Annotated in this window: 22 protein-coding genes; 12 read left to right on the forward strand and 10 right to left on the reverse strand. The window is 62.3% G+C overall.

Annotated features, from left to right (window positions below; all coding sequences use genetic code 11):
* The first annotated feature begins 32 nt into the window (after positions 1–32).
* Positions 33–797 (forward strand): IclR family transcriptional regulator, encoded by a 765-nt coding sequence (locus ACSC1Y_RS15440; protein ID WP_435335829.1) that lies wholly within the window; start codon positions 33–35, stop codon positions 795–797.
* A 38-nt stretch (positions 798–835) separates the two neighbouring features.
* Here ACSC1Y_RS15440 and xacF read toward each other — a convergent pair whose 3' ends face one another.
* Positions 836–2,287, reverse strand: coding sequence for a 2,5-dioxovalerate dehydrogenase (xacF, locus tag ACSC1Y_RS15445; RefSeq protein WP_435335830.1), 1,452 nt, complete (start codon positions 2,285–2,287; stop codon positions 836–838).
* Between the two features lie 187 nt (positions 2,288–2,474).
* Between xacF and ACSC1Y_RS15450 the strand changes: the two genes are divergently transcribed.
* On the forward strand, positions 2,475–3,698 hold the full coding sequence (locus tag ACSC1Y_RS15450) for a saccharopine dehydrogenase family protein (protein WP_435335831.1): 1,224 nt from the start codon (positions 2,475–2,477) through the stop codon (positions 3,696–3,698).
* A 113-nt stretch (positions 3,699–3,811) separates the two neighbouring features.
* Here the strand turns inward: ACSC1Y_RS15450 and ACSC1Y_RS15455 are convergent, their stop codons facing one another.
* Positions 3,812–4,579 (reverse strand): IclR family transcriptional regulator, encoded by a 768-nt coding sequence (locus tag ACSC1Y_RS15455; protein WP_435335832.1) that lies wholly within the window; start codon positions 4,577–4,579, stop codon positions 3,812–3,814.
* A gap of 372 nt (positions 4,580–4,951) precedes the next feature.
* Here ACSC1Y_RS15455 and ACSC1Y_RS15460 point away from each other — a divergent pair, with 372 nt between their 5' ends.
* Genes ACSC1Y_RS15460 through ACSC1Y_RS15470 form a run of 3 tightly spaced genes read left to right on the forward strand, consistent with a single transcriptional unit; the run spans position 4,952 to position 8,172 of the window.
* Entirely contained in the window at positions 4,952–6,061 is a 1,110-nt protein-coding gene (locus tag ACSC1Y_RS15460; RefSeq protein WP_435335833.1) for an amidohydrolase family protein, read from the forward strand.
* Positions 6,062–6,520 carry a Rieske (2Fe-2S) protein gene (locus ACSC1Y_RS15465; RefSeq protein WP_435335834.1) on the forward strand — a complete coding sequence of 153 codons (459 nt, stop codon included), beginning with the start codon at positions 6,062–6,064 and terminating at the stop codon, positions 6,518–6,520.
* A 35-nt stretch (positions 6,521–6,555) separates the two neighbouring features.
* A complete protein-coding gene (locus ACSC1Y_RS15470; protein ID WP_435335835.1) occupies positions 6,556–8,172 on the forward strand; it encodes a BCCT family transporter in 1,617 nt (538 codons plus the stop codon).
* A gap of 62 nt (positions 8,173–8,234) precedes the next feature.
* Here ACSC1Y_RS15470 and ACSC1Y_RS15475 read toward each other — a convergent pair whose 3' ends face one another.
* Both ACSC1Y_RS15475 and ACSC1Y_RS15480 read right to left on the reverse strand, forming a co-directional pair.
* A complete protein-coding gene (locus tag ACSC1Y_RS15475; RefSeq protein WP_435335836.1) occupies positions 8,235–8,663 on the reverse strand; it encodes a universal stress protein in 429 nt (142 codons plus the stop codon).
* Positions 8,664–8,712: 49 nt separating this feature from the next.
* Complete coding sequence (locus ACSC1Y_RS15480; protein ID WP_435335837.1) at positions 8,713–9,093, reverse strand: EamA family transporter; 381 nt, start codon at positions 9,091–9,093, stop codon at positions 8,713–8,715.
* A gap of 212 nt (positions 9,094–9,305) precedes the next feature.
* On the opposite strand from ACSC1Y_RS15480, the gene ACSC1Y_RS15485 reads away from it, so the two are divergent.
* Entirely contained in the window at positions 9,306–10,469 is a 1,164-nt protein-coding gene (locus tag ACSC1Y_RS15485) for an MFS transporter (RefSeq protein ID WP_435335838.1), read from the forward strand.
* A 275-nt stretch (positions 10,470–10,744) separates the two neighbouring features.
* Here ACSC1Y_RS15485 and ACSC1Y_RS15490 read toward each other — a convergent pair whose 3' ends face one another.
* Both ACSC1Y_RS15490 and ACSC1Y_RS15495 read right to left on the reverse strand, forming a co-directional pair.
* Entirely contained in the window at positions 10,745–11,977 is a 1,233-nt protein-coding gene (locus ACSC1Y_RS15490; RefSeq protein ID WP_435335839.1) for a tyrosine-type recombinase/integrase, read from the reverse strand.
* Positions 11,978–12,346: 369 nt separating this feature from the next.
* Entirely contained in the window at positions 12,347–13,150 is an 804-nt protein-coding gene (locus ACSC1Y_RS15495) for an HpcH/HpaI aldolase family protein (RefSeq protein WP_435335840.1), read from the reverse strand.
* 177 nt (positions 13,151–13,327) lie between these two features.
* Between ACSC1Y_RS15495 and ACSC1Y_RS15500 the strand changes: the two genes are divergently transcribed.
* Complete coding sequence (locus ACSC1Y_RS15500) at positions 13,328–13,660, forward strand: DUF5789 family protein (protein ID WP_435335841.1); 333 nt, start codon at positions 13,328–13,330, stop codon at positions 13,658–13,660.
* Between the two features lie 314 nt (positions 13,661–13,974).
* Here the strand turns inward: ACSC1Y_RS15500 and ACSC1Y_RS15505 are convergent, their stop codons facing one another.
* Both ACSC1Y_RS15505 and ACSC1Y_RS15510 read right to left on the reverse strand, forming a co-directional pair.
* Complete coding sequence (locus tag ACSC1Y_RS15505) at positions 13,975–14,454, reverse strand: DUF7992 family protein (protein WP_435335842.1); 480 nt, start codon at positions 14,452–14,454, stop codon at positions 13,975–13,977.
* Positions 14,455–14,722: 268 nt separating this feature from the next.
* Positions 14,723–15,229: a hypothetical protein gene (locus ACSC1Y_RS15510; protein WP_435335843.1), complete on the reverse strand. Its 507-nt coding sequence runs from the start codon at positions 15,227–15,229 to the stop codon at positions 14,723–14,725.
* Positions 15,230–15,718: 489 nt separating this feature from the next.
* On the opposite strand from ACSC1Y_RS15510, the gene ACSC1Y_RS15515 reads away from it, so the two are divergent.
* The 5 genes from ACSC1Y_RS15515 to ACSC1Y_RS15535 all read left to right on the forward strand — a co-directional run bounded on the left by ACSC1Y_RS15515 (position 15,719) and on the right by ACSC1Y_RS15535 (position 20,881).
* On the forward strand, positions 15,719–16,015 hold the full coding sequence (locus tag ACSC1Y_RS15515) for a hypothetical protein (RefSeq protein ID WP_435335844.1): 297 nt from the start codon (positions 15,719–15,721) through the stop codon (positions 16,013–16,015).
* An 843-nt stretch (positions 16,016–16,858) separates the two neighbouring features.
* The gene (locus tag ACSC1Y_RS15520) at positions 16,859–17,716 is read left to right on the forward strand and encodes a ParA family protein (protein WP_435335845.1); all 858 of its coding nucleotides are present in this window, start codon (positions 16,859–16,861) and stop codon (positions 17,714–17,716) included.
* A complete protein-coding gene (locus ACSC1Y_RS15525) occupies positions 17,713–18,210 on the forward strand; it encodes a DUF7970 domain-containing protein (protein ID WP_435335846.1) in 498 nt (165 codons plus the stop codon). The genes ACSC1Y_RS15520 and ACSC1Y_RS15525 overlap by 4 nt, the downstream gene beginning before the upstream one ends.
* Before the next feature lie 12 nt (positions 18,211–18,222).
* Complete coding sequence (locus tag ACSC1Y_RS15530; protein ID WP_435335848.1) at positions 18,223–19,554, forward strand: glycerate kinase type-2 family protein; 1,332 nt, start codon at positions 18,223–18,225, stop codon at positions 19,552–19,554.
* A 61-nt stretch (positions 19,555–19,615) separates the two neighbouring features.
* Complete coding sequence (locus ACSC1Y_RS15535; protein WP_435335849.1) at positions 19,616–20,881, forward strand: AGE family epimerase/isomerase; 1,266 nt, start codon at positions 19,616–19,618, stop codon at positions 20,879–20,881.
* A 327-nt stretch (positions 20,882–21,208) separates the two neighbouring features.
* On the opposite strand, the gene ACSC1Y_RS15540 is transcribed toward ACSC1Y_RS15535, so the two are convergent.
* Complete coding sequence (locus ACSC1Y_RS15540; protein WP_435335850.1) at positions 21,209–21,637, reverse strand: type II toxin-antitoxin system VapC family toxin; 429 nt, start codon at positions 21,635–21,637, stop codon at positions 21,209–21,211.
* Complete coding sequence (locus ACSC1Y_RS15545; RefSeq protein WP_435335851.1) at positions 21,634–21,909, reverse strand: hypothetical protein; 276 nt, start codon at positions 21,907–21,909, stop codon at positions 21,634–21,636. Before ACSC1Y_RS15545 ends, ACSC1Y_RS15540 begins: the two co-directional genes overlap by 4 nt.
* Positions 21,910–22,106: the final 197 nt, after the last annotated feature.

Consider the following 22,106-nt stretch of genomic DNA (forward strand, 5'->3'; position numbering starts at 1 on the left):
CTATTACGCTGGACCACATCGGATGAGATAGCATGACCGATCGCACGTCCGGCTCGATCCGGAGCGACGAGACGCTGTTCAGCATCGTCGAGGTGCTCGAGGCGCTCGGCGAAGCCGGCGTCACCGAGATAGCAGACCGGGTCGACGTCTCGAAGAGTACCGTACACGGCCACCTCAGTTCGCTCAGACAGAACGGATACGTCGTTGCCGACGACGGGCGGTACCGTCTCAGTCTTCGGTTCCTCCAGCTCGGGGAGCACGTGCGGACCCAGACGGGAATCTACGACCTCGCGCGCCCGCACGTCGACGACCTCGCACGCGAGACGAACGAACTGGCGAACCTTGCGGTCGAGGAGGAGGGCCGCGGTGTGTATCTCTATCGGACCCAAGGGGACCAGACCGTCCAGTTCTCGACCGATGCCGGCGACGTCCACCAGCTCCACTGCAGCGCCACCGGGAAGTCGATGTTGGCGCACCTTCCCGAGGACCGGGTGGACCAGATACTCGACAGGCACGGCCTTCAGGCCCACACCGACCAGACGATTACGGACCGCGACGTGCTGCGGGAGGAACTCCGTGACGTCCGCGAGCGGGGTGTCGCGTTCGACGACGAAGAGTACGGAGAGGGACTGCGCTGTGTGGGAGCGCCGATACGAGGTGCGGACGGGACAGTTCTCGGCGCAATCAGCGTCTCTGGGCCCGCGACGAGGATGTCGGGAGAACGGTACCGCGAGGAGCTACCCGACCTGCTCCGCCGGGCGGCGAACCTCATCGAGATAAACCTGAAGCAGTATTGAGTAGCTGTTCGACGTGGTCGAACGGATTCTGGGGACGGTCAGTAGTTGTAGTAGACCGTCTTCGTCGTGGTGTAGAAGTCCAGGCCGGCGTCGCCCTGCTCGCGGTACGTCTCGCTCGAGGACGCCTTCATCCCGCCGAACGGGACGTTGAGCTCCAGCCCGGTCGTCTTCTCGTTCACCTTGACGACGCCCGCTTCGACCTCGTCGACGAACCTGTTCGCCTCGGTCAGGTCCTGGGTGACGATACTGGCCGAGAGGCCGTACTGGGTGTCGTTCGCCACAGCGACGCTCTCCTCGAAGTCCGAAACGGGGATGACGGCGACGACCGGACCGAATATCTCCTCCTGGGCGATGCGCATCTCGGAGGAGACGTCCGAGAAGACGGTCGGTTCGACGAAGTAGCCGTCTTCGTACTCGCCCGATTCTAGGGCGTCACCACCGGTTTCGAGGGACGCACCCTCGTCCTTCCCGACGTCGATGTAGGTCATGGTGTCGTCGAGTTCGCTGGCGCTGACCTGAGGACCCATGTCGTTGTCCTCCAGCCCTGGGCCGATGGAGAGGGCCTCGGCGTAGGCGACCAGTTCGTCGACGAACTCGTCGTAAACCGACTCGTGGACGATGGCTCGAGACGTGGCGGTACAGGCCTGCCCGGTGACGTCGAAGGCACCGCTTCCCACGATCTCGGCGGCTTCTTCGACGTCGGCGGACTCCGAGACCACGGTTGGGTTCTTCCCACCCATCTCGAGCTGGACCCGCTTCTGGTCCTCGGCAGCCTGCTCGTAGACGACGTCACCGACCTGTCCGCTCCCGGTGAAGGAGACGGCGTCGACCGCCTCGTGCGTACAGATGGCCGTGCCGACCTCGCTTCCCGGCCCGGTGACGAAGTTCAGGACCCCGTCCGGGAGTCCGGCGTCGTCGAGCGCCTCGACGAGCTCCTTGGCGACGGTCGGTGCCAGCGAGGCCGGCTTGAGGACGACGGTGTTGCCGGTGACGAGCGCCGGCGCGAGCTTCCACGCCGGGATGGCGATGGGGTAGTTCCACGGGGTAATGAGCCCGGCCACCCCGAGGGGTTCACCGACGGTGTACAGGGTGGTACCGGAACCGCTCGACGCTTTGACGTCACCGCCGAGATCGCGGGCCTTCTCCGCGTAGTAATAGAAGATGTCGATGGCCCGCTGTACCTCGCCCGAGGCTTCGGGACGTGCCTTCCCCTCCTCGCGCACGAGAGTCTCGGTCAATTCGTCCTTCTTCGACTCGAGCTGCTGGGCGGCCGTGTTCAGGATGCGGCCACGCTCGGGGGCTGGCGTCGCAGCCCACTCGTCCGTCGCTTCGGCCGCCGCTTCGATGGCGCGCTCGGTATCGGCCGCGTTCGACTGCTGGAACCGCGCGACCACGTCGTCCGGGTCGGCCGGGTTCTCGACGGCGAACGTCTCGCCCGTTTCTGAGTCTGTCCACTCACCGCTAACGAAGTTGCCGACGGTCTCTGGCATGCACACCAAGATGCACAGTTCTCCTATTTATTCGTGTTCCTGTCGGTAACAATCTCTGTCGCTCTGCGGCTTCGTGTGCGCATGTGTGAACGGGCGCGTGAAAGACTCTATGCCCCGATTTTTGTCGTTTTAGCTCACAGCTTGCCCAAGTTTTTTGTGTCAGGCCTCGAAACTGCTCCGGTGAGTCATGAGCGGAACAGTAGTCGTACTCGGCGGTTCCGGAGCGATGACCTCGTCCTGTGCATACGACCTGCACAAGACGAGTGGTTTCGACGAAGTCGTCGTCGCAGACGTCGACGAAGCCAACGCACAGAAGCTGTTAGACACCATCGACGACGAACGGTTCAGCTACACCGACGTCGATGCTACCGACACCGACGACCTCGTCCGCGTCCTCGAGGACGCCGACTACGTCGTCAACGGCCTCCCGTACCAGTTCGAGGACAACGTCCTCGACGCCATCGTCGAGGTCGGCGACATCACGGGCGTCGACCTGAACGCGTTCGACTTCGACCGCATCCTCGCCCGGTCGGAGGAGTTCGAAGAAGCGGGTTGCGCCCTGTGGTTCTGTAACGGTGGCGTGGTCAGCACCATCATGCTGGGGATGCTCGCCTGCCAGGACATGGACCAGGTGAGCGAGGTCGACTTCTACTGGGGGATGTGGCGGCTGCTGACCCAGACGACCGCGGGCCTCACCGACACGGTCACCTACGAGCACGACCCGGCCGTCGACGAGCGCGTCGTCTGGCAGGACGGCGAGGTCACGAAGGACCTGCCACCGTTCGGCCTGCGCAAGGAGTTCAGCTTCCCGGACCCGGTTGGAACCCAGGAGACGTACGTCATCACTCACCCGGAATCCATCACCTTTCCGTGGTCGGACATCGCCCAGGAGAAGGGCGTCGAACGCATCGTCACCCGTGGCGTCTGGCACCCCGAGTGGCAGGATTACGAGGAGACCCTGCTCAACGCGGGGCTGTTCGACGCCGACCCCGTCGAGGTCGACGGAGCCGAGGTCGACGCGCTCGAAGCGATGCAACAGGCGATTATCCAGCAGGGCGCGGAGGACGAGTGGCGTGACCCGAGCGAACTCTCACCGGAGACGGACTGGACGCCCCAGACCATCCTCTCGGCAGAGGTCGTCGGAACCGCCGGTGACCGCGGTGCTCGTTCGGTCTACCACATGACCCAGCCGTTCCCGTTCTTCGACGGGAACGACATCACGCTGATGCGCGAGTACGGCTGCTACGTCGGCGTCCCGCTGTCGGTGACGCTCCAGCTCATGGCTGCGGGCGAATCATCCGGATCGGGCATCTTCACCACCGAGACCAGTGGCGTCTCGCCAGAGAAGTACTTCGCCGCCATGGAAGAGCGTGGCTTCGAACTCGTCGAGGAGACGACGCCGGCGAAGTGATGGACCCGTGCCGGTGAAGTGACGCGACCGTCAATGTGAGGAGAGCGCCATCGTGACGTCGCGACCGGAGTCGTATTGCCTGCAGAACGAGTCTGTCCCTTTCTGGCGCGCTGTCACTGCGCACCGTAGTTCAGCTCGACGATGTTGATCGCCGAGAGGAGCTTGTTGGTCAGTTCCGCTTCGACGTCCTCTTCGCGCATCCGGTGTGCCGGTCCCGAGACGCTGATGGCTCCGAGGACAGCCCCGTCGTCGTCGGAGATAGGCGCTGCGTAGGACATCATCCCCAGCTTGTACTCTTCGCGTTCGAAGCTGAGTCCCCGCTCTCTGATAGTGGATAGTTCTTCGAACAGCTCGTCGCGGTCCGTGATGGTGTTCGGAGTTCGTGCTGGCATCCCGTGCTGGTCGAGTATCTCGTCCACCCGGTCCTCGGGCAGGTGCGCCAGCATCGCTTTGCCCGTAGCAGAAGAGTGCAGGTGGAAGTGCATCCCCGGGAAGGTGTTGTACTTGATGCTCTGGCTGCTCCAGGCAGCGTCGAGACACACCGCCCGGCCGTCCTCCTCGACGACGAGGGAGACGAGTTCACTGCTCGATTCGTCCGCGAGGCGTTCCATCTCGGGTTTGGCGATCTCGTAGAGTGGATCTCGGGCACGCTCTTTCGCCCCCAGTTCGAGAAAGCGGAGGCTGAGACGGTACCGCTGGTCCTCCTTGACGACGTACCCGAGCTGGCGGAGGGTACTCAGGTAGTCGTGAACGACGCTCTGGGGCCTGTCCAGCTCGTCGGCGAGCTCCGTCACCCTCGCACCACCCGTCTCGTCGAGTACCTCGACCAGCCCATCCATAGTCAAGAGCGATTTTATCGGCCGGTTCGCTTCGTCTCCCATGCGATATACATTCACATGCCAGTCACAAATATATTCGGAATTGTCGAATTCGATGCAGACGACCGCACGGCCCATCTCAGGTACGACCATCAGAACCCCACTGAGGATTCTGGACGTTCATCCAGTGTTCGAGTCGGGACTGCTATGGTCGGCCCGTTCTCTCCAGTCTGTCGTGTCGTCTCTCTACTCAGTTGTCGAGAGGCAACCTTCGCGATAGTCGAATGACAGCGCGATTTTAATAAACAGCAGTTCTGTCCGTAGAGACCCCCTCGATGGCCTACACAGCGACTAGCGAAGTATAATACATTAGAAAATTTTTTCCAAATTGGATAATGTTTATGTACAACAACCATGTACGTCAATCCGGACACCATGACAACGCCTCACCAACGAGTGGGCGAGCAGTCGGCTCCCGAGAGCGAACTCTCGTTGATCGACTGTGATATCCATCAGCGGTGGAAGGACGATGCGGAGTTCGTCAAGTACCTGCCGGAGCGGTACCAGAGGGACGGCATCGTAACGCCGACCCTGCTGTACCGGAACCCGGGTGGGTTCCTCAAACAGGACGAGGTTCCGGAAGACGGTGGCAAGCCAGGTTCCGACCTGGAGAAGATAGCGTCCGATCACCTGGACGAGTACGGCATCGACTACGCCATCCTGACCGGGAACTCCTGGCTCAATCTCGGTGCCGTGCCGAACCGGGACTACGCCGCGGCACTCGCCGACGCGTACAACCAGTGGCTCATCGAAGAGTGTCTGACCGTCGACGACCGGTTCATCGGCTCCATCTACGCCGCTCCGAAGAACCCGGAGGCGTCTGCCGAACAGATTCGAGAGTACGGTGACCATCCACAGGTCAAGCAAGTCCTCATGCCGGGCGGCTCCGAGGACCCGTACGGCCGTCCTCGCTACTGGCCAATCTACGAGGCAGCAGCGGAGATGGACCTCGCTGTCGGGGTCCACCCGTTCTCGGAGGGCCACGGCGTCGCAAACGCGCCGACCGGTGCCGGTCACCCCAACACCTACATCGAGTGGCACACGCTGCTCGGCGCGTACTACATGGGCCAGCTGGCGAGCATCGTGACCGAGGGCGTGTTCGTCGAGTATCCCGACCTCCGGTTCGCGTTCATCGAGGGTGGCTACGGCTGGCTCCCCCACTTCATGTGGCGCCTCGACAAGAACTGGAAGGGACTGCGGTCGCAGGTCCCGTGGCTGGAGAAGAAACCAAGCGAGTACATCCGCGAGAACGTCTGGTTCGCCAGCCAGCCCATCGAGGAGCCGGAGAAACCGGACCACCACAACCAGATACTGGAGATGATGCACGCCGAGGACATCCTCGTCTTCGCGAGCGACTACCCGCACTGGGACGGCGACGACCCTACCTGGGGGCTTCCGCCGATGGACGAAGAGATGGAGCGTGCCATCAGGTACGAGAACGCCGCGGAGCTGTACGACCTGCCGGTCGAATCGGGTGAGCGCTAGATGGAGAAACGCTTTGAAGTCTGTCCCGCCGACGAGATCCAGCCCGGCGAGCGCCACATCACGGAGCTCGACGGGTTCTCCATCGGCATTTTCAACGTCGACGGCGAGTACTTCGCGTTGAAGAACGACTGCCCACACCAGCGAGCCCCGCTGTGCAAGGGACCGGTCACCGGGACGACGACGTCGGACACGCCCGGCGAGTACGAATACGAACGGCCTGGCGAAATCGTCCGGTGCCCGTGGCACGGCTGGGAGTTCGACATCAAGACTGGCGAGTCCATCTTCAATCCGCACGAGGTGAAAGCGAAGACGTACGATGCGACGGTCGAGGAGACGGAGGGGGTACTGGCCGACGGCAGTGGCTGTGACAGCTGCGACGTCGAGATGGATGGAGATGAACCACCGGTCGCGACCTACGACGTCGAAGTCGAGGAAGAGACCGTCGTGGTGTACATGTAAGAGGGGTTTACGATATGAGAACTGAATCAAACGGAATGTTCGGAGAGTTCAGAGAGGAGATCGATCCGCCAGTCTTCTGGGGAGGCGCAATCCTGACGATCGTCGCCATCGCCATCGTTGGCCTCTGGCCGAAGGCAGCAGCCAGGGAGCTGACCAAGGTCAACGAGTACCTCTGGCAGAACCTGAGCTGGGTCTACCTCGGCATCATGTTCGTCTGCGTCGCGTTCTGCCTGTGGTTACTGCTTGGTCCGTGGGGACGCATCAAGCTCGGCGGCCCGAACGAGGACCCCGAGTACTCGTTCTTCGCCTTCTTCGCGATGCTGTTCTCGGCAGGGCTCTCGACCGGGCTCGTCTTCTTCGGGCCCGCCGAAGCGCTGTTCCACTACTCGTCGGGACCACCGTTCCTCGGCGCCAGCGCGAGCTCGTCGGGCGTGATGCCCGGTGCCGTCCAGTATACGCTGCTCCACTGGGGTATCTCCCCGTGGTCCGCGTACCTCATCGTGGGCGTGACCATCGCGTACTTCGTCCACCGTCGCGGTGCCCCGATCAAGCCGTCCACTATCTTCGCGCCGTTCATCGGCGTCGAGAACCTCGACAAGAGCTGGGTGAAGCCGCTCGACGTCGGAATCGTCGTCCTCTCGGTTGGTGGCGTCGCCGTCTCTCTCGGCTTCGTCGTGACGCAGTTCCTCACCGGCCTCAGCTACAACTGGGGCATCCAGGTCGGTGACGTCGGTATCTTGCTGACCACCGTCGGCCTGACCATCGGGTTCACCATCTCGGCCGCGCTCGGCGTCGACAAGGGTATCCGCCGCATCTCGCACTTCAACATGGGCCTGTTCGTCACCCTGCTGGTCGTGGCCTTCCTCGCGGGCCCTACCGGCTTCCTGATGAACCTCGGTACGGAAGCCTTCGGTGGCTACGTGGGTGACTTCGTCGAGATGAGCCTCTACGCGAACGTCGCCAACGGCGCCAAGTGGGTCGGTGGCTGGACCGTGTTCTACTGGGCCTGGTGGTTCTCGTTCGCCCCGATGATCGGCATCTTCATGGCGCGTATCAGCCGCGGTCGGACCATCCGGCAGGTGGTCTTCGCCGGGCTCGCCGGAACCTCTGCAGCGTCGTTCCCCTGGTTCATCGTCATGGGCGGCTCCTCGCTGTGGGTCCAGCACAACGGCAAGGCCGACATCCTCGGTGCCGTCGGCGACTACGGCACCGAAGTCGCCGGCTTCCCGCTGTTCGAACAGATCGTCCCGTTCGGACTGGGCGGCGTCTTCTCGGCGCTGTACCTGCTGCTGGTGCTGACGTTCCTCATCACCACCGTCGACTCGACGACGCTCAGCCTCGCGATGTTCACGACCGGCGGCGACGAGAACCCCTCCACCGTCAACCGTGTGACCTGGGGTGCCCTGGTCGGCCTCCTCACGTCGCTGCTCCTCATCGTGGGCGGACTGCCTGCACTGAAGGACATGATAGTGCTCGTCGGCCTACCCGTCGCACTGGTCTGCCTGCTGTGCTTCGTCGGCCTGACCAAGGAGTTAGAGGCACGTCACCCCGTCCTGCTCACCGAACGCGAGCCGAAGCGAGAGGATAGCGGGTCCAGTGTGTCGAAACCGACCCGGGGTCCGCAGGACACGACGATGGTCTCCGAGGACTGAACACGGCCAATTAGACGAGGAACTATCCGTTACAGGCCCCACGAACGAACACTCCGTCTTTCTCACCTGCTTCCAGACGCATTGACCACCGGCTGGTCGACGTTCAGCATCACCTTCTGCGTGACGCTTCCGAACAGTACCTTTCCGGCCGGCGACCGTTTCCTGCCACCGATCACGAGGTAGCGAGCGTCCACGTCGTCTGCGTACTCGGTGATGTTCTCACCGGGGTCGCCGACCCGGACGGCGATCTCTACCGGATAGTCGATGTGTGCAGTCGCAGCTGACACGATGCGTTCTGCCTCCTGCTGAACCTCGTAGTTCTCGGTGAGTTTCTCTTCGTACATCGTGACCTCGAGGACGTCGACGAGCCTCGAACGGTCGAACACGTGGAGACAGTGGAGCTCGTCGTCGAACGCGGCCGCCAGTTTCGCCGCCTCGACCGCGACGTCCTGTGCCCGTTCCGAGTCGTCGATTGCTGCCACGACGGTCATGTCTCACGGTTCGACCGCGGGAAGTAAGAATTTCGCGGTCGCAGACAACTCACCGTGCGAGGAGCACGACGGCGACGACGGCGAAGGCGATTCCAGCGATGTTCTCCTTCCCCAGCGACTCGTTCAGGAAGACGAAGCCGAGAATAGTCGTCAAGAGGAGGTACATCCCGCTGATCGAGGTCGCGATACTGACCGACCCTTCGGACAGGGCGGTGTAGTACGCGAGCGTTCCGAGCCCGAGACAGAGGCCACTGAGTATCGCGAGCCAGAAGCCGTCGGTCGCGATGGTGACCGAGCTACCGGTGTTGAAGACGATGTATGCGCCGACGGCGACGAGCCCGGCGACGTACGTGTAGACGACCGCCTGCTCGGGTGGGATGTTTCGCGTCGCGAGCTTGGCGAACATAGCCCAGCCCGCGTAGAGCACCATGGCTGCGCCTGCGAAGAGTACTGTCGCTTTCGACATTTCGTGTGTCAACACCACACAGCCGAGCGACAAAGCCGTTACGACGGAGTCAGCGTTCGCCAACAGTACGGCGGGCGTAGCCGAGTTCGCCGATACCGTCCCGTCGACTGCCAGCAATACTTGCCCCACAGTATAGCTATTCACCACTTCCCTGCGAGAAATAGACAAGCCTCGTCATGAGAGATTTCGCCTCCGGTTACGCCGGGCGCCAGCTATCGCTCCACGCTCTCGGGCTGGTCGTCACCCTTTCTGGCGTCCTCGTCGTCGCACCGCTACTGCCGGCCATCATCGAGACCTTCGGAATCTCACCGGCGACCGCCGGCGTCTCCATCTCCGTTCTGTGGGCGACGAACGCCCTCGTGCAGTACCCCGGTGGACGCTACGCCGACCAGCTGCCGTCGGCGGTCGTCCTCCTCGCGAGCCAGTCACTCCTGATCTTCGGCTTCCTCACGCTGGCCCTCTCGACGACGTTCCCCCAGTTCGTCCTCGGCCTCACGCTCGTCGGGACAGGTTACGGGACCTTCGAACCAGCCGGGATGGTCCTCCTCGGCGACCTCTTCGACGAACGCCGTGGACGCGCCTTCGGCATCCGTGACGCTGCGGTCAACCTGGGAAGCACTCTCTCGGCCGCCCTCGCCGCAGTCGTCCTGACCTACGCGACCTGGCGGGCCGCGTTCGTTCCCATCGCGGTGTTCCTCTTCCTCGTGGCTTTTTCGCTTCACCGGACTACTCGGGAGACGTACAGGACCTCGTCCGTCGACCTCGACCTGCGTACGACAGCGCGCAGATTGGTCGAGACGCCCCAGGCGGGCGCTCTGATCGCCGTGACGGCACTCAGCCTGTTCGCCTGGCAGGGGACCGCGAGCTTCCTCCCCACGTTCCTGCAGGCCGAGAAGGAGTTTTCCGAACTCGGGGCGACGCTCGGGTTCGCGGGACTGTTCCTCGTCGGGACAGTGACGACGCCGTTCGCTGGTGCACTCGGGGACCGGTGGTCGCACCTCCGGGTCGCTGCAGTGACGACAGGCTTCAGCATCGTTGGTCTCGGGACACTCGTCGTCGCCCACCGGCGTCTCCTCGTCGTCGTCGGGCTGTTCGTCTTCGCCGTCGGGCTCACAACGTTCTGGCCGGTCATCTACGTCCACCTGGTCGAGCAGCTGTCTAGCGAAACGGTCGGCGGCGACCTCGGTGCTCTTCGGACCGCTTACTTCGCACTCGGCAGTCTCGGTCCGTCGTACGTCGGACTCGTCGCCGCAGAGTACGACTACTCGCTCGCGTTCGCGAGTCTACTGGTCTGCTTCGTGCTGACTGGTATGGTCGTGCTCTGGTTGTCTGAACGGTAAGTTCCGCCAGAAAATTCCTGTAGCGGTCCCGAGTGAGTGGGTTCTGTTGATTCGGTCGAATCGTTTGTTCCGGTGGCCCTCCGGCCCGTGTAGTCGCAACTTCCATACCCACCCAATCCATATCGCGGTATACGATTTATCACTTGCCAGTACAGCCTGTGAATCGCTTTTTACACCGAACAGAACAACTCAGTTAGTCGGTGTGCCAACGACAGTGACCAGAAACACCACCTGGGCAGCTTGACAAAAGACACAAGACTGGGAGACACAATTAGCTATTCACGTAATCGCTCAAGAGACACTCCCAGACCGTCACTTTCGGAGGATTCGCTGTCACCCCGTAGCGACTCCACCTCCTCACGCACAGACCGCCGCTGGACCCCTCCGTAGCTCTCCTTCGTCGTCTGCTGGCTCTTGTGCCGCAGGAGTTCGGTAGCCACACCAGGCCGGTCGATGAACAGGTCTCGCCCAATCGCCCGCCTGCCGCCGTGCGGTTTGAGGTAGTCGCCGTCGACGTCGACACTGGCGTCGTCACAGAGTCGCTGCATCAGGTTCCGAGCGCCGTTGGTCGAGATGGCAGGGATCTCGACGTCGTGAGTGATGACCAGCTCCTCGACGTCCATCCCCCGGTCCAGAAGACGCTCGACACGGTCGTCGCCGAGCTGTTCGCGTGCGTATCGCGACAGTGTCGGGCGGTTCCGCGTCGGCAGCAGGGGCCAGCTGTCGGGAACATCGCCGTGCTGGGACACCAGCTCCCGGCGGAACAACTCGAGAGCAGCACGGACCTGCGACGGGATGGGCACGTCGTTCCGTCGCTGGTCCTTGCCGAGCACCCACATCGCGGCCTCGTCCGACTCGTCCTCGGGGAGCTCGATATCGCCCCACGTGACGCCGTTCCGCCGGGAGTCACGGGAGACGGAGACGAGTTCGCCGATCCTGGCCCCAGTATCGCAGAGCAGGGTGACGAGCAGGTGGTTTCGGACTCGCTCTCGGCGCACGGAGGGCGGGGCGAGCGGCGACTCGTAGGCGCTCGAGACGCGTGCCCGGGTGTATCGACGGAGCCGTTCTCGCTCGTCTGCAGGCCAGTACTGCCGTTCGACCGCTCCTCTACTCGCGTCCATCGAGGCGTCAGGCAGCGGTTCTCGGGCGGTTCGCGTCTTCGCGGGGTTGTCGTCGCGCATGCCCTCGCGGACGGTCCACTCGAGGAACGCACGGAGGACCGCCCAGTAGTTCTCGACCGTCGACGCCTTCAGGTCGGTCTGCCACCAGTCCTGCTCGATTCGGGGTTCCCTGTCAGGGTCTGCACAGTCCCGCCAGAGCCGTGCGAGCTGTCTAAGGGTTCGGGCGTCGACGGCCTCGACCGTGGTCACGCCGTGCTCTGCCGCCAGATACGCCTGGACACGGGTGAGGACGCTCCGACCGTGGGTCGAGAATGCGCCGGGAGCGTCGGCATCGCCGCGTCGCTTGTCGTCGAGGTAGATGTCGAGTGCATCGGCGAGTTCGGTCATGTGGTTTCCGGGGCCTTAATCCCGGGTGTGACGGACTGAGAGTGCGGTTCCATCGGGTTGTCTTCGTGGTACAGCGGCCACCCACTAATAGTTGATGTGTCTTATCGGTATAAGACACAGCAAATCTATTATCGGTGTATCGTTCGAATTCAGCCAGTACACCGAATGGAACGGCGATACGGGAGATTATACAGTGTATGTCGCTATACGAAATGTATGAGGATGGAAGTTGAGACTACACTCGCAGTACACGGGCGAGAGAGCCTGTACTCCGTGTTCTTCGCCCCTCAATCGAACAGGTCGGTGATTCTGGTCGCAGTGTATCGCAGTAGGTCGGAATCTCGGTCCGAGATAGATAGCACCCGAATCTTATTCACCAGTCGGTCGTTCGCCAGTAAAGGCGTCGGACCAGTCGGTGATGGTTCGCTTGAGCGCACCGGTCGTACTCCCGAGGTTCAGCATCTGGTACCCGTTCTCTGCCTTCTCGTTGACGTCATCCATGCCGAATCCGAGGCCGCCGACGGGAACTCCCGCTTCGACGGCGCTCGACCGGACTGTTTCTACGGCGTCCTGCACCGCAGGATGTTCGATTTCCCCAGGGTGTCCCAATGAAACCGAGAGGTCGAGCGGACCGATGAAGACGAATCCCAGTTCTGGCACCGACAGAATTTCGTCGAGATTCTCGACAGATGCCTCCGTCTCGATGGTCACACCAACGAGGGTCTCGCGGTCCTCGCTGTCGATGTACTCATCGTCGAGCCCCCAGCGGCTGGCCCGGGGCGACCCGAGTCCCCGGTCACCAGGGCTCCCATCGTAGTGGAATCGAGCGGATTTGACCGCCTCACGTACCTCTGTTGCCGTCTCCACGCGTGGGAGAAAAACGTTCCTGACCCCGAGGTCGAGAGCCTTACGAACGAGCGTGGGTTCCGTGTCGGGGAGTCGGACGAGCAGGTCGACGTCCGTCCGTTCGGCTGCGCGTAGAAGATTCTCCATCCGATTCGCGTCCCACGGATCTGGCCCACCATGTTCGAGATCGATCCAGACGAAATCCACGCCGAGTTCACCGTAGAACTCCACGAGCGTGGGACTGTACGTGTTGTCGAGCAGGCCGAGCGCAACGTCCCCGCTCTCTAAGGTTGCTGCGAGGTCGTTCGTCACCGCTGGATTGTCCATACGTGTCCCTTCTGGTCCAGGCGTGAAACATCTACCGCACCGATGACAAATAACCGTCTGTCTCGAACGTGGAAGGAGTACGTTCGAGAGAACTGCGACACACTACGTTATGTACCCGAGATGTTTACTTCGACGTGCGTCCACACAGTTATCCAAATCCGACGCCTACTTCTAGGGATGTCAAACGACAAGCGAGGCCGGGACGGTATCGCAGACGACGAACCGCGACAACGGCCAGGACGAGCGGAAGAGAAGGTACGTGACCGCGCCCGTGAAGACAGTGCGATGAGCGGTAGTCTTGGAGGTCGGCTTGGTGACCTCGATGAGGCACTCGAGACCCACAGCTATCCAACCACTACAAACGAATTAGTCGATGCTTACGGAGACTACGAGATAGAGACGCAGGGAGGAACAGAATCTCTCGAAGACGTGCTTTCCCGAACCGGGAACCAGACGTACGACTCCGCCGACGATGTTCGAAGCAGAGTGCTGGGATTGGTACATCGCTGATTCTGGCGTCTCGGTATCGACTATCGTCCTGTCGACCGCTGGCCTGCTCATCTCTATCGGGCCCTGGGTGTTCTCGGCCAGCACCACTTCGGTTACCAACTACTGGTATCGCTTCTCTTCGCCACGACGGCACGCGACGCGAGCGTGTCCGGAATTTGGGGCTCGGGATAAACGAGCCCGACGGAGGTGCGAACGAAGAGGCTGGAGAAGAACAGTGATAGCTCGTTGTGTTCCCGTACGCGGCCCGGTAGAACCCGCGGTATCAGCCGCCAGGCAGTTTACGACTATCGGCGTCGGGGAGTGATATTCTCCGATCACTCCTCGTCGCGGGATTCGTACGTGTTTTCGGATACGTCGTCGGCGAAGAAGCCGAACATCTCGTCGTCACGCAAGAGATAGTCGTTTTCGAGCATCTCCGAGACCGTCCGGCCGAGGGTGTCGAGTTCAGACTCGATCTCGTCCGCGACTTCGGTGTCGAGTCCGTCACGAGCCGCTTGCGAGAGCCTCGGCGACTGGTAGCCCACCTCGTCTCTCGTGGCGTCCCAGTAGAAGTCGAATTCGTCGATAAGTTCGTGCTCGAGGACCATCTCGAAGGTGTCCACGGTCAGCCCAGTATGGGCCGCCCACTCCTCGAAGGCATCGTTCCACGCGCCGCTCGCCAGAATCGACGCAATCTCCTCCCGACGATAGTCGTCTTCCGGATACTCGACGGGGTTATCGATTGCTTCGTACTCCCCCCTGGGTTGGGGCCCGTGGAGCGACGGCGAGTCCGGAATCGTAACGTCGAGAGCCATACTGTATCTTGGCTGTTCGAGAGCAAATACACTCCGCCTCTCGCGTCTTCGATTACGGTCTACACCATGGGGTGAAGCCTCGACTCACTTGTTCGTACCGTTGGGGCGTTTTCCATTGGGTGACGTTCCCGCGCCAGAGCAGTTCAGAGAGGGTCGGTGGTGGATGGTGCGCGTGGCGTTGCCGGGGTATGGACATCGCGAAGTGGCTTCTCATCACCGTCGTCGTGTTGGCGATCCTCTCGATGGTGCTCTGAGCGCCACGGTACTCTCACTCGAGCGTCCGCATCGTGTCGATCTCTCCGAGTTCCGTCCAGTCGTCATCGGGAGCGGTGTACCGCCGAATGACGGGCGTGCTCCATCGCTCGCCGGTGTATTCTGCGCGAAGTTCGTATCGGGCATCCTCGTCTCGTGGCCGAATTTCTAACAGAAGCCGTTCCTGTGGGGTGTACGTAATCGGGTTGACCCGCCCGTGTATGGTGGTCCCATCGACGAGTGTCACGGATGCCTCCTGGAAGATGTCCAACCCGGCGAGCGTCTCGATTAGATACCGGATTGCATTCTCCGAGGCCTGCCGATGACCTTCGGACTGCTTGAAAAACGTCGCGTCGGTGATCGGCTCGATACCTTCCGCTTCGAGTCGACGGTTCTCTTGCTGGACTCGCATGCTCATTAGCCGCTGTATCTCGCGCAATCGGAAACCAATCGTCCGGAGCTCGTCTCGCGTATCCGATTTCTTGGGTTCGGGTGACTCTCCACGGCCAGGTTTCTCATCCATGTGAGTAAGTATCACACCGGCGCCCAAAAACTGTATGCAGACTCACATCCGTCCGGATACCGTGAGACTGCGTGGTCGTCTCTTTCCTCGTCCACATCATCAGGTTACTCGCCGGAATCCACGGTCTGGACGTCTGGGAATCGTTTCCCTTCCGAGCACCGTTGTCACCGGCGCTCCCAGCTGAGACCGAAGACGCCTCCCGCGTCGGCGTGGGAGCGTCTCCATAGCTGGCTGTCGAACAGCCAGTAGACCATCTCGATACTTCCTGGGCCGAAGCACTCGATGCAGGCGGCCTGTACACCACGCTGGTAACTCGAGCTCGCGACGCCAAGACGGCCTGAAGCGTCCAGCACTCGTGGTCACCAGGTAATCGTCCGAGTAGCGCCTGCCTTCGGCAGACAGTTCATGAACTCAGAGCCGTTGTACCACGAAGAGCAACGATTCAGGCAGCGGTAGATGTGGGCACTGCTCGGTGGAATCGCATTCCTCATGCTCGTCTCAGGGCCGGTCTCGCTGGTAGGCCTCGCGATCGTCGGTGCCATCGCCGCATTCCTCTACAGTCTTCGCCTCAGAACCGAGGTGAGAGCGGATGGCATCCACGTCCAGATGTGGCACCTTCACCGGTCGTTTCGCCACATCCCCTGGGCCGATATCGAGTCCGTCGAATCGAGGCGGTATCGCCCGATTCGAGAGTTCGGTGGGTGGGGTATCCGCTGGACGCCGAGCGCACTCGCCTACAACGTGCACGGCAACGAAGGACTCTGGATTCGGCGGACGACGGGCTGAGCGGTCCTGGTCGGCTCCCAACGCGTCGACGACTTCCGCGACGGTGCGCTCGACGTAGATGGCGTCCCCGCTCATGAAGTTCCTCCTCGTCGCCCCACTCCAGACACCGGTAGGCGGCGAACCAGATACGTATCCGACATGTCCGCACGTCCGATGGCTGTTCTCAAATAGTCACCGCTGCACCCCGTTAGTCTAACTGGTGAGTGTTACCAGTCAGTATCACTGTGAAGTTCGTTCGACCGGGCGGACTGCAGCTCGCAGGGATTCGACCAGCACCCACCAATGACTGGCGAGTCAGTGTTACTGGACAGTATTATCGAGGAATACCGATCGGTGAGGCGAGTCCAACCATCTGTCGCCGAATAGCCACAGAGTGCAGCAACACCATCCGGTACAACCGACCAGTAACACTACCCGATAATACCAGTGGGCTGGCCAATCGTCAACGGAGTCAAGAGCTCATTATCCCAGATATCCATTCAGTGTTTTCAGTGAGTGTTACTTTCGAGTCTAACCGATAGATAGCGGTCCATTTTCGAGCTAGAGAATCCATCCTCTTTCTCCGAGTTGTACCTGATTACCCAGCTATCCTATAGAACCATAAAAGGGTACGATGGACAGACAGACTGGCGAGGATGAACGACCAGTCCACCCACACAGCACCACCCCTCACCACCACCTACCAGCAACAATACCCAGCAAGACCCCCCAGCCATAGTGTTCAGCGACACCCTACAGCAACATTACCCAGTGTTCCTGTTCAGTGTTACTGGTTAGTGTAACTGCCCAGTAGAACAGATTTACTGGGCAGGATTTATGCTGGTTGCTTCTGAATGGCCAGTCATGATTACGTTCACGACGTACTCCGAGGCCGGCGGGGTGGGGAAGACGACGGTCGCCGCGAACCTGGCCGCGGCGCTCGCCCGCGATGGGCTCGACGTGCTGTGCATCGACCTCGATCCACAGGAGGGGAGCCTCAGTTACATCTTCGACGTCGACGACGACCGGTCCGACGGCAGCGCGGACAACCTCGTCCGGCACCTCATCGGCCGTCCGAAGGGCGACTTCGCGGACCTCATCCGCGAGACCGAACACGGCATCGACGTCATCCCGGGGCACAACATGCTGGAGAACCTCACCCAGAACCTCATGCGCGCGGCGGAGATGGAGGAGGACATGCATCCGGACGCTGACTACGAGTGGCCGAAGCACGAACAGCTCCACCGGGTGCTCGTCGAGAACGACATCCCCAGCAAGTACGACGTGATCATCTGCGACCCGCAGGCGACCGCGGGTGATGCACTCTATAACGCGATATATTCTACCCGCTCCATCCTCCTACCCGTCGAACTCTCGGGCAAGGGTGCGCTGAGCATCAACGGTCTCGAGGACCTCGTGAAAGGACTCGAGCGCGGCGTCGGCATCAACGTCGGCGTCCTGGGCGTCGTCCCGGTCGGCTTCAAGCGGACGAACACGCAGCAGAAACACCTCGCCGAACTCGAGGAGTCGGACTTCGAGATCCCCGCCGTGCTCAAAGAACGGGCGAGCCTGATGCAGAACATGTGGGACTACCAGGCCTCTGCCTACTCCGTCCTGGAAGACCACCGTGACCCGAACGGCGACTACGAAATTGAGACGCTGGAGAAGTTCGACGCCCTCGCGGACCACATAAAGCGCGAGTTCGGGGTGGTCGAAGCATGAAGACCGGTGCCGGCGACGACCCGTTCGCCCAGGATCCCGTCGAGGAACCGGTCGACGAGGAGCCCGAAGACGGTGAGATATCCACCGAGGACGGCGTCGACGCCGACGCTGCCGAAACCGAGCCGGTGGACGCCGAGCCCGAAGCCGAAGAGCAGTCACAGGAGCCGCAATCGGGCGGTGCTGACGCCGACGGCTCGAACACCACTATGTCCGCAGAAAAATCAGACGACAGCGGCGGGTTGAGTGCCGAAGACATCCCGTGGGTTCTCCGTCGTTCGGCGGTCAAGGAGGACCGGGACAACGTCCACCAGTTCTTCCTCCGCGACGAGTACTCCGAACGCGAGGACGAGCTCCGGAGCGAGGTCGCCGACCTGCTGGACATGCGCACGAAGGACGTGAAGAAGCTCGACCTCCGCGAGGCGATGGTCGCGGCGGCCGACCCCGAGGCGATCGCCGCCGAGCTGGAGTCGTGGGGCTACGAGTACCTCGACTGAGAGTATGACGAGATGACCGGCGACCGAACAGCCATCGACGAGGACTCTGGCAGCGCGCCACGCGCGACGGCGGTCGCCCGGGACTGCCTGCTCGCCGGCATCGAAGCCGGCTATCCGCAGACGGTCGTCGCGCAATCGTGCTCGCTCGAGGGGTCGACGCTCACCATCTCTGGCCAAGGGTACAACCTCGATGCGTACGACGAGGTCGTGGTCCTCGGGGGCGGCAACGCCGCCGGCATGCTCGCCGCTGCACTCGAGGACCTCCTCGGGGACTGGCTGACGGGTGGCCTCGTCGTCACCGACGTCCCGGCCGAGACAGACCGGGTCGAGGTCAGGGAGGGCGACCATCCGCTCCCGAGCGAGAGGAACCGGACCGCGACCGACGACATCCTAGCGCTTGCTTGCGGATTAACTGCGGACACACTGGTGTTGGCGCCGGTCACCGGCGGCGGCAGTGCGCTCCTCTGTTTGCCGGTCGAACCGGTCTCGCTCTCGGACCTGCGCGAGCTCACCGACGCGCTTCTCAGGAGCGGTGCCGACGTCAACGAACTGAACACCGTCCGCCGAGCTCTCGACCGCATCAAAGGCGGGGGACTGGTCGAGGCTGCGCAGCCAGCCGACGTGGTCGGCCTCGTCCTGAGCGATGTCGTCGGAGACGACCTGTCGGTGGTCGCGAGTGGGCCGACGGCACCCACTACCGTCGACCCCAATGCGGTCCGCGACGTGCTCGACCGGTACGGTATCGACGTGTCAGCCGCGGTCGAGACCGCACTCGACGCCGCGGCTGCCCGACCTCGCGATTCGCCGCCAGAGCCGCTCGCGAACCACCTCCTGGCGTCCAACGACACCGCACTCGACGCCGCGGCTGACCGTGCAGAAGCTGCCGAGTATACTCCGCTCGTGCTGTCCGCCGGTATCGAGGGCGAAGCACGCGAACTCGCGAAGATGCATGTCGCCATCGCCGAGGAATGTCGTCGGAGCGGCCGCCCCGCATCACCGCCGGTCGCACTGCTGTCGGGCGGAGAGGCGACCGTGACCGTCACCGGGGACGGGACCGGCGGGCCGAACCAGGAGTTCAGCCTCGCCGCAGCGTTGCGACTCGACGAGCCGGGCATCACGGTCGGTAGCGTCGACACGGACGGGCGCGATGGTGCGACGGCCGTCGCCGGCGCCGTCGTCGACAGCGAGAGCATCCCAGCCGACGACCGCACATCCGCACGACGGCAACTTGCGAACAACGACGCCCAGCCCGCACTCGCTGCAGCCGACGCACTGGTCGAAACCGGCGACACCGGCACCAACCTCAACGACCTCCGTGTGGTGCTCGTCGACCGGCCGAGGTAGCGACACACGACCCGTTTCAGTCCACCGAACCGACCCACGACCCAGTTCCGACTCACATCCGATGTCAGACTCACTCGACACATCCGACGACGAATCGCCGTTCCTCGGGCAGACATCCGCGACCGTTCGCGACCCACGCTGGCTTCACCAGCACGCGATGGGGCTGCTCCGCTTCTACCACCCCACGTGCATCGACAACACTCACGGCGGCTACATCGCCCAGCTGAGCGACCACGACGGCACCGTCTACGACAGCCGGGCGAAGTTCCTCCCGGCGACCTGCCGGTTCGTCTTCAACTTCAGCGTCGGGACGATGCTCGATGGGCCGGCCTGGTGCCGGCAGGCGACCGAACACGGCCTCGACTACCTGCTCTCCGTCCAGCGCGACGCCGAGACCGGCGGCTATCCCTGGCTCATGGACGGCCGGGACGTCGCCGACGAGACCCGGTCGCCCTACGGCCACGCGTTCGTCCTTCTGGCGCTCGCGACCGCGGCCCGGGCGGGCATCGCCGACCTCGACGACGAGCTCGCCGAGACGTACGACCTCATCGACCGCCACTTCTGGGAGCCCGATCACGGGCTCTGTCGCTCGAACCTGACCGCCGACTGGGAGCCCAAGTCCGACTATCGCGGGCAGAACGCGAACATGCACATGTGCGAAGCACACCTGGCGGCGTACGAGTACACGAACGAGGAGCAGTACCTCGACCGCGCGTACACCATCGCCGAGACCCTCGCGCTGACGCTCACCGACTGGGGCGACGGCCTGCTCTGGGAGCACTACACGGAGGACTGGGACCACGACTGGGCGTACAACCGCGACCAGCCCGCCGACCTGTTCCGTCCGTGGGGCTACCAGCCCGGCCACCTCCTCGAGTGGAGCAAACTCCTCTGTACTCTCGCGAGTCACCGCGACGAGGAGTGGCTCGTCGACCGCGCCGAACGCTTCTTCGACGCCGCCGTCAGCCACGGCTGGGACGACGAGCGCGGCGGCTTCGTCTACAACTTCGACCGCGACCACGAGGTCATCGTCGCGGACACGTACTACTGGCCGCTCGCCGAGGGCATCGGTGCTTGCGTCCGGCTCGCCGACGCGACCGGTGACGAGCGCTACATGGACTGGTACGACCGCATCTGGTCGTACGCGTGGGACAGTATGGTCAACCGCGGCCACGGCAACTGGTACTTCCGGCTCACCCCGAACAACGAGGTGCACCCCGACGTCGACGACACGCCCGAGGTGAAGGTGGGGTACCACCAGCTCGGAGCCTGTTTCGAGGCGCTGCAGGTGGCGGATGACGGGACGGTGTTACCCCACTGCCGGTAGAGATTCGAAGCGTGGGGTAACACATTCGCACCAGGACTCGACCACTGCCAGCGACGACTAACTGGCATTACCACAGTGTGGAAATCCCCGGTGCTTACCACGGGAAAGAGGTCACTCTAAGTCTATCGTCACTATTCTCGGTTGACTCCTGTATTTTACTGGGGAGTAATAATCTATGCAATCGAGAATCGATGGACCAATTGGAACGCTACTCCAGCCGTTACTCAACCGGAGGAGTGCCGTACCGAATTATCGACCAATCGTTCGCTGATTATTGATTCCCGACCGGTTCCGGCGGTACTCTGTGCAGAGATAGGTTCAATGCGGTCAACTGCTCGGCTCGATACGGTCGACGACGCCATCGAAGTCGTCGTCGAAACTCAGCACTGCGTCGATGTCGCGCTCGCGACAGAGGTGGACGAGCATGGCATCGGTGAAACTGAGTTCGTGGTCGTCGTACGTTCGGAACACCTTCAGCGCTCCACGCACCTCGGTCGGGCCGGCCTGGACCACCTCGAACACGTCCGGGAACGGCTCCTCACCGAGGATGCGACTGGCAAGTGTATCCGCCGCCTCGAACGACCCAGTTCGGACACGCGTTAGTGTCACAGTCTCGTCGAGCACGTAGTCACTCGTGTAAGGCTGCCCGTACACACCATCGAGGAGTTCATCGAACGCAGCAACCGCGGCATCGTGGCGCTCGGCATCTCTGTCGTGATGAGCGAAGAAAACGCCCGTGTCTACGAGGACGCTCATCCGTAGAGCACGTCGTCGATGTCGTCCTCGTTCGTCGTCGTTCCAGAGGAGACCATTCCCTCGTGGAACGACTCGCGCTCGGTGTCAGAGATGGGAACGCGTTTCTCGCGGAACGAATCGATGAGGTCTGCCTTCGATTCGATGGCGTACTCGACGAGTCGGGCGAGGATCTCCTGTTGTGTGACTCGGGCACCCGTCTCGAGACGAATCTCAGCCTGCAGTCGTTCGAGCCGAGATTTCGTGTCGTCGTCCATCTTTACCGAGGTTGCCATGGATGAAAGTAGAATGTACTACTCGGTAAAGGTTACTACTGTCCGAGCCCGGCATCCGACATCTGGGCGTCGCCGATATCGTCTCGGCTGGAATTGACGTCACTTGGGACGGTTCCAGATTTTCCTCGTCCAAGAGCGTGTCGTCGTCGTACAGTTCACTGGTGACAGTTGGGTTCGAGACGAACTGGACCGAATCG

Origin of the sequence: Haloarchaeobius lipolyticus (assembly GCF_051208015.1) — an archaeon.
Lineage (GTDB): Archaea > Halobacteriota > Halobacteria > Halobacteriales > Natrialbaceae > Haloarchaeobius.

Bases quoted from the DNA above. Each gene is read 5' to 3' on its own strand.
- ACSC1Y_RS15440 (WP_435335829.1), top strand. From the start codon at position 33: ATGACCGATCGCACGTCCGGCTCGATCCGGAGCGACGAGACGCTGTTC.
- xacF (WP_435335830.1), bottom strand. From the start codon at position 2,287: ATGCCAGAGACCGTCGGCAACTTCGTTAGCGGTGAGTGGACAGACTCA.
- ACSC1Y_RS15450 (WP_435335831.1), top strand. From the start codon at position 2,475: ATGAGCGGAACAGTAGTCGTACTCGGCGGTTCCGGAGCGATGACCTCG.
- ACSC1Y_RS15455 (WP_435335832.1), bottom strand. From the start codon at position 4,579: ATGGGAGACGAAGCGAACCGGCCGATAAAATCGCTCTTGACTATGGAT.
- ACSC1Y_RS15460 (WP_435335833.1), top strand. From the start codon at position 4,952: ATGACAACGCCTCACCAACGAGTGGGCGAGCAGTCGGCTCCCGAGAGC.
- ACSC1Y_RS15465 (WP_435335834.1), top strand. From the start codon at position 6,062: ATGGAGAAACGCTTTGAAGTCTGTCCCGCCGACGAGATCCAGCCCGGC.
- ACSC1Y_RS15470 (WP_435335835.1), top strand. From the start codon at position 6,556: ATGTTCGGAGAGTTCAGAGAGGAGATCGATCCGCCAGTCTTCTGGGGA.
- ACSC1Y_RS15475 (WP_435335836.1), bottom strand. From the start codon at position 8,663: ATGACCGTCGTGGCAGCAATCGACGACTCGGAACGGGCACAGGACGTC.
- ACSC1Y_RS15480 (WP_435335837.1), bottom strand. From the start codon at position 9,093: ATGGTGCTCTACGCGGGCTGGGCTATGTTCGCCAAGCTCGCGACGCGA.
- ACSC1Y_RS15485 (WP_435335838.1), top strand. From the start codon at position 9,306: ATGAGAGATTTCGCCTCCGGTTACGCCGGGCGCCAGCTATCGCTCCAC.
- ACSC1Y_RS15490 (WP_435335839.1), bottom strand. From the start codon at position 11,977: ATGACCGAACTCGCCGATGCACTCGACATCTACCTCGACGACAAGCGA.
- ACSC1Y_RS15495 (WP_435335840.1), bottom strand. From the start codon at position 13,150: ATGGACAATCCAGCGGTGACGAACGACCTCGCAGCAACCTTAGAGAGC.
- ACSC1Y_RS15500 (WP_435335841.1), top strand. From the start codon at position 13,328: ATGTCAAACGACAAGCGAGGCCGGGACGGTATCGCAGACGACGAACCG.
- ACSC1Y_RS15505 (WP_435335842.1), bottom strand. From the start codon at position 14,454: ATGGCTCTCGACGTTACGATTCCGGACTCGCCGTCGCTCCACGGGCCC.
- ACSC1Y_RS15510 (WP_435335843.1), bottom strand. From the start codon at position 15,229: ATGGATGAGAAACCTGGCCGTGGAGAGTCACCCGAACCCAAGAAATCG.
- ACSC1Y_RS15515 (WP_435335844.1), top strand. From the start codon at position 15,719: ATGCTCGTCTCAGGGCCGGTCTCGCTGGTAGGCCTCGCGATCGTCGGT.
- ACSC1Y_RS15520 (WP_435335845.1), top strand. From the start codon at position 16,859: ATGATTACGTTCACGACGTACTCCGAGGCCGGCGGGGTGGGGAAGACG.
- ACSC1Y_RS15525 (WP_435335846.1), top strand. From the start codon at position 17,713: ATGAAGACCGGTGCCGGCGACGACCCGTTCGCCCAGGATCCCGTCGAG.
- ACSC1Y_RS15530 (WP_435335848.1), top strand. From the start codon at position 18,223: ATGACCGGCGACCGAACAGCCATCGACGAGGACTCTGGCAGCGCGCCA.
- ACSC1Y_RS15535 (WP_435335849.1), top strand. From the start codon at position 19,616: ATGTCAGACTCACTCGACACATCCGACGACGAATCGCCGTTCCTCGGG.
- ACSC1Y_RS15540 (WP_435335850.1), bottom strand. From the start codon at position 21,637: ATGAGCGTCCTCGTAGACACGGGCGTTTTCTTCGCTCATCACGACAGA.
- ACSC1Y_RS15545 (WP_435335851.1), bottom strand. From the start codon at position 21,909: ATGGCAACCTCGGTAAAGATGGACGACGACACGAAATCTCGGCTCGAA.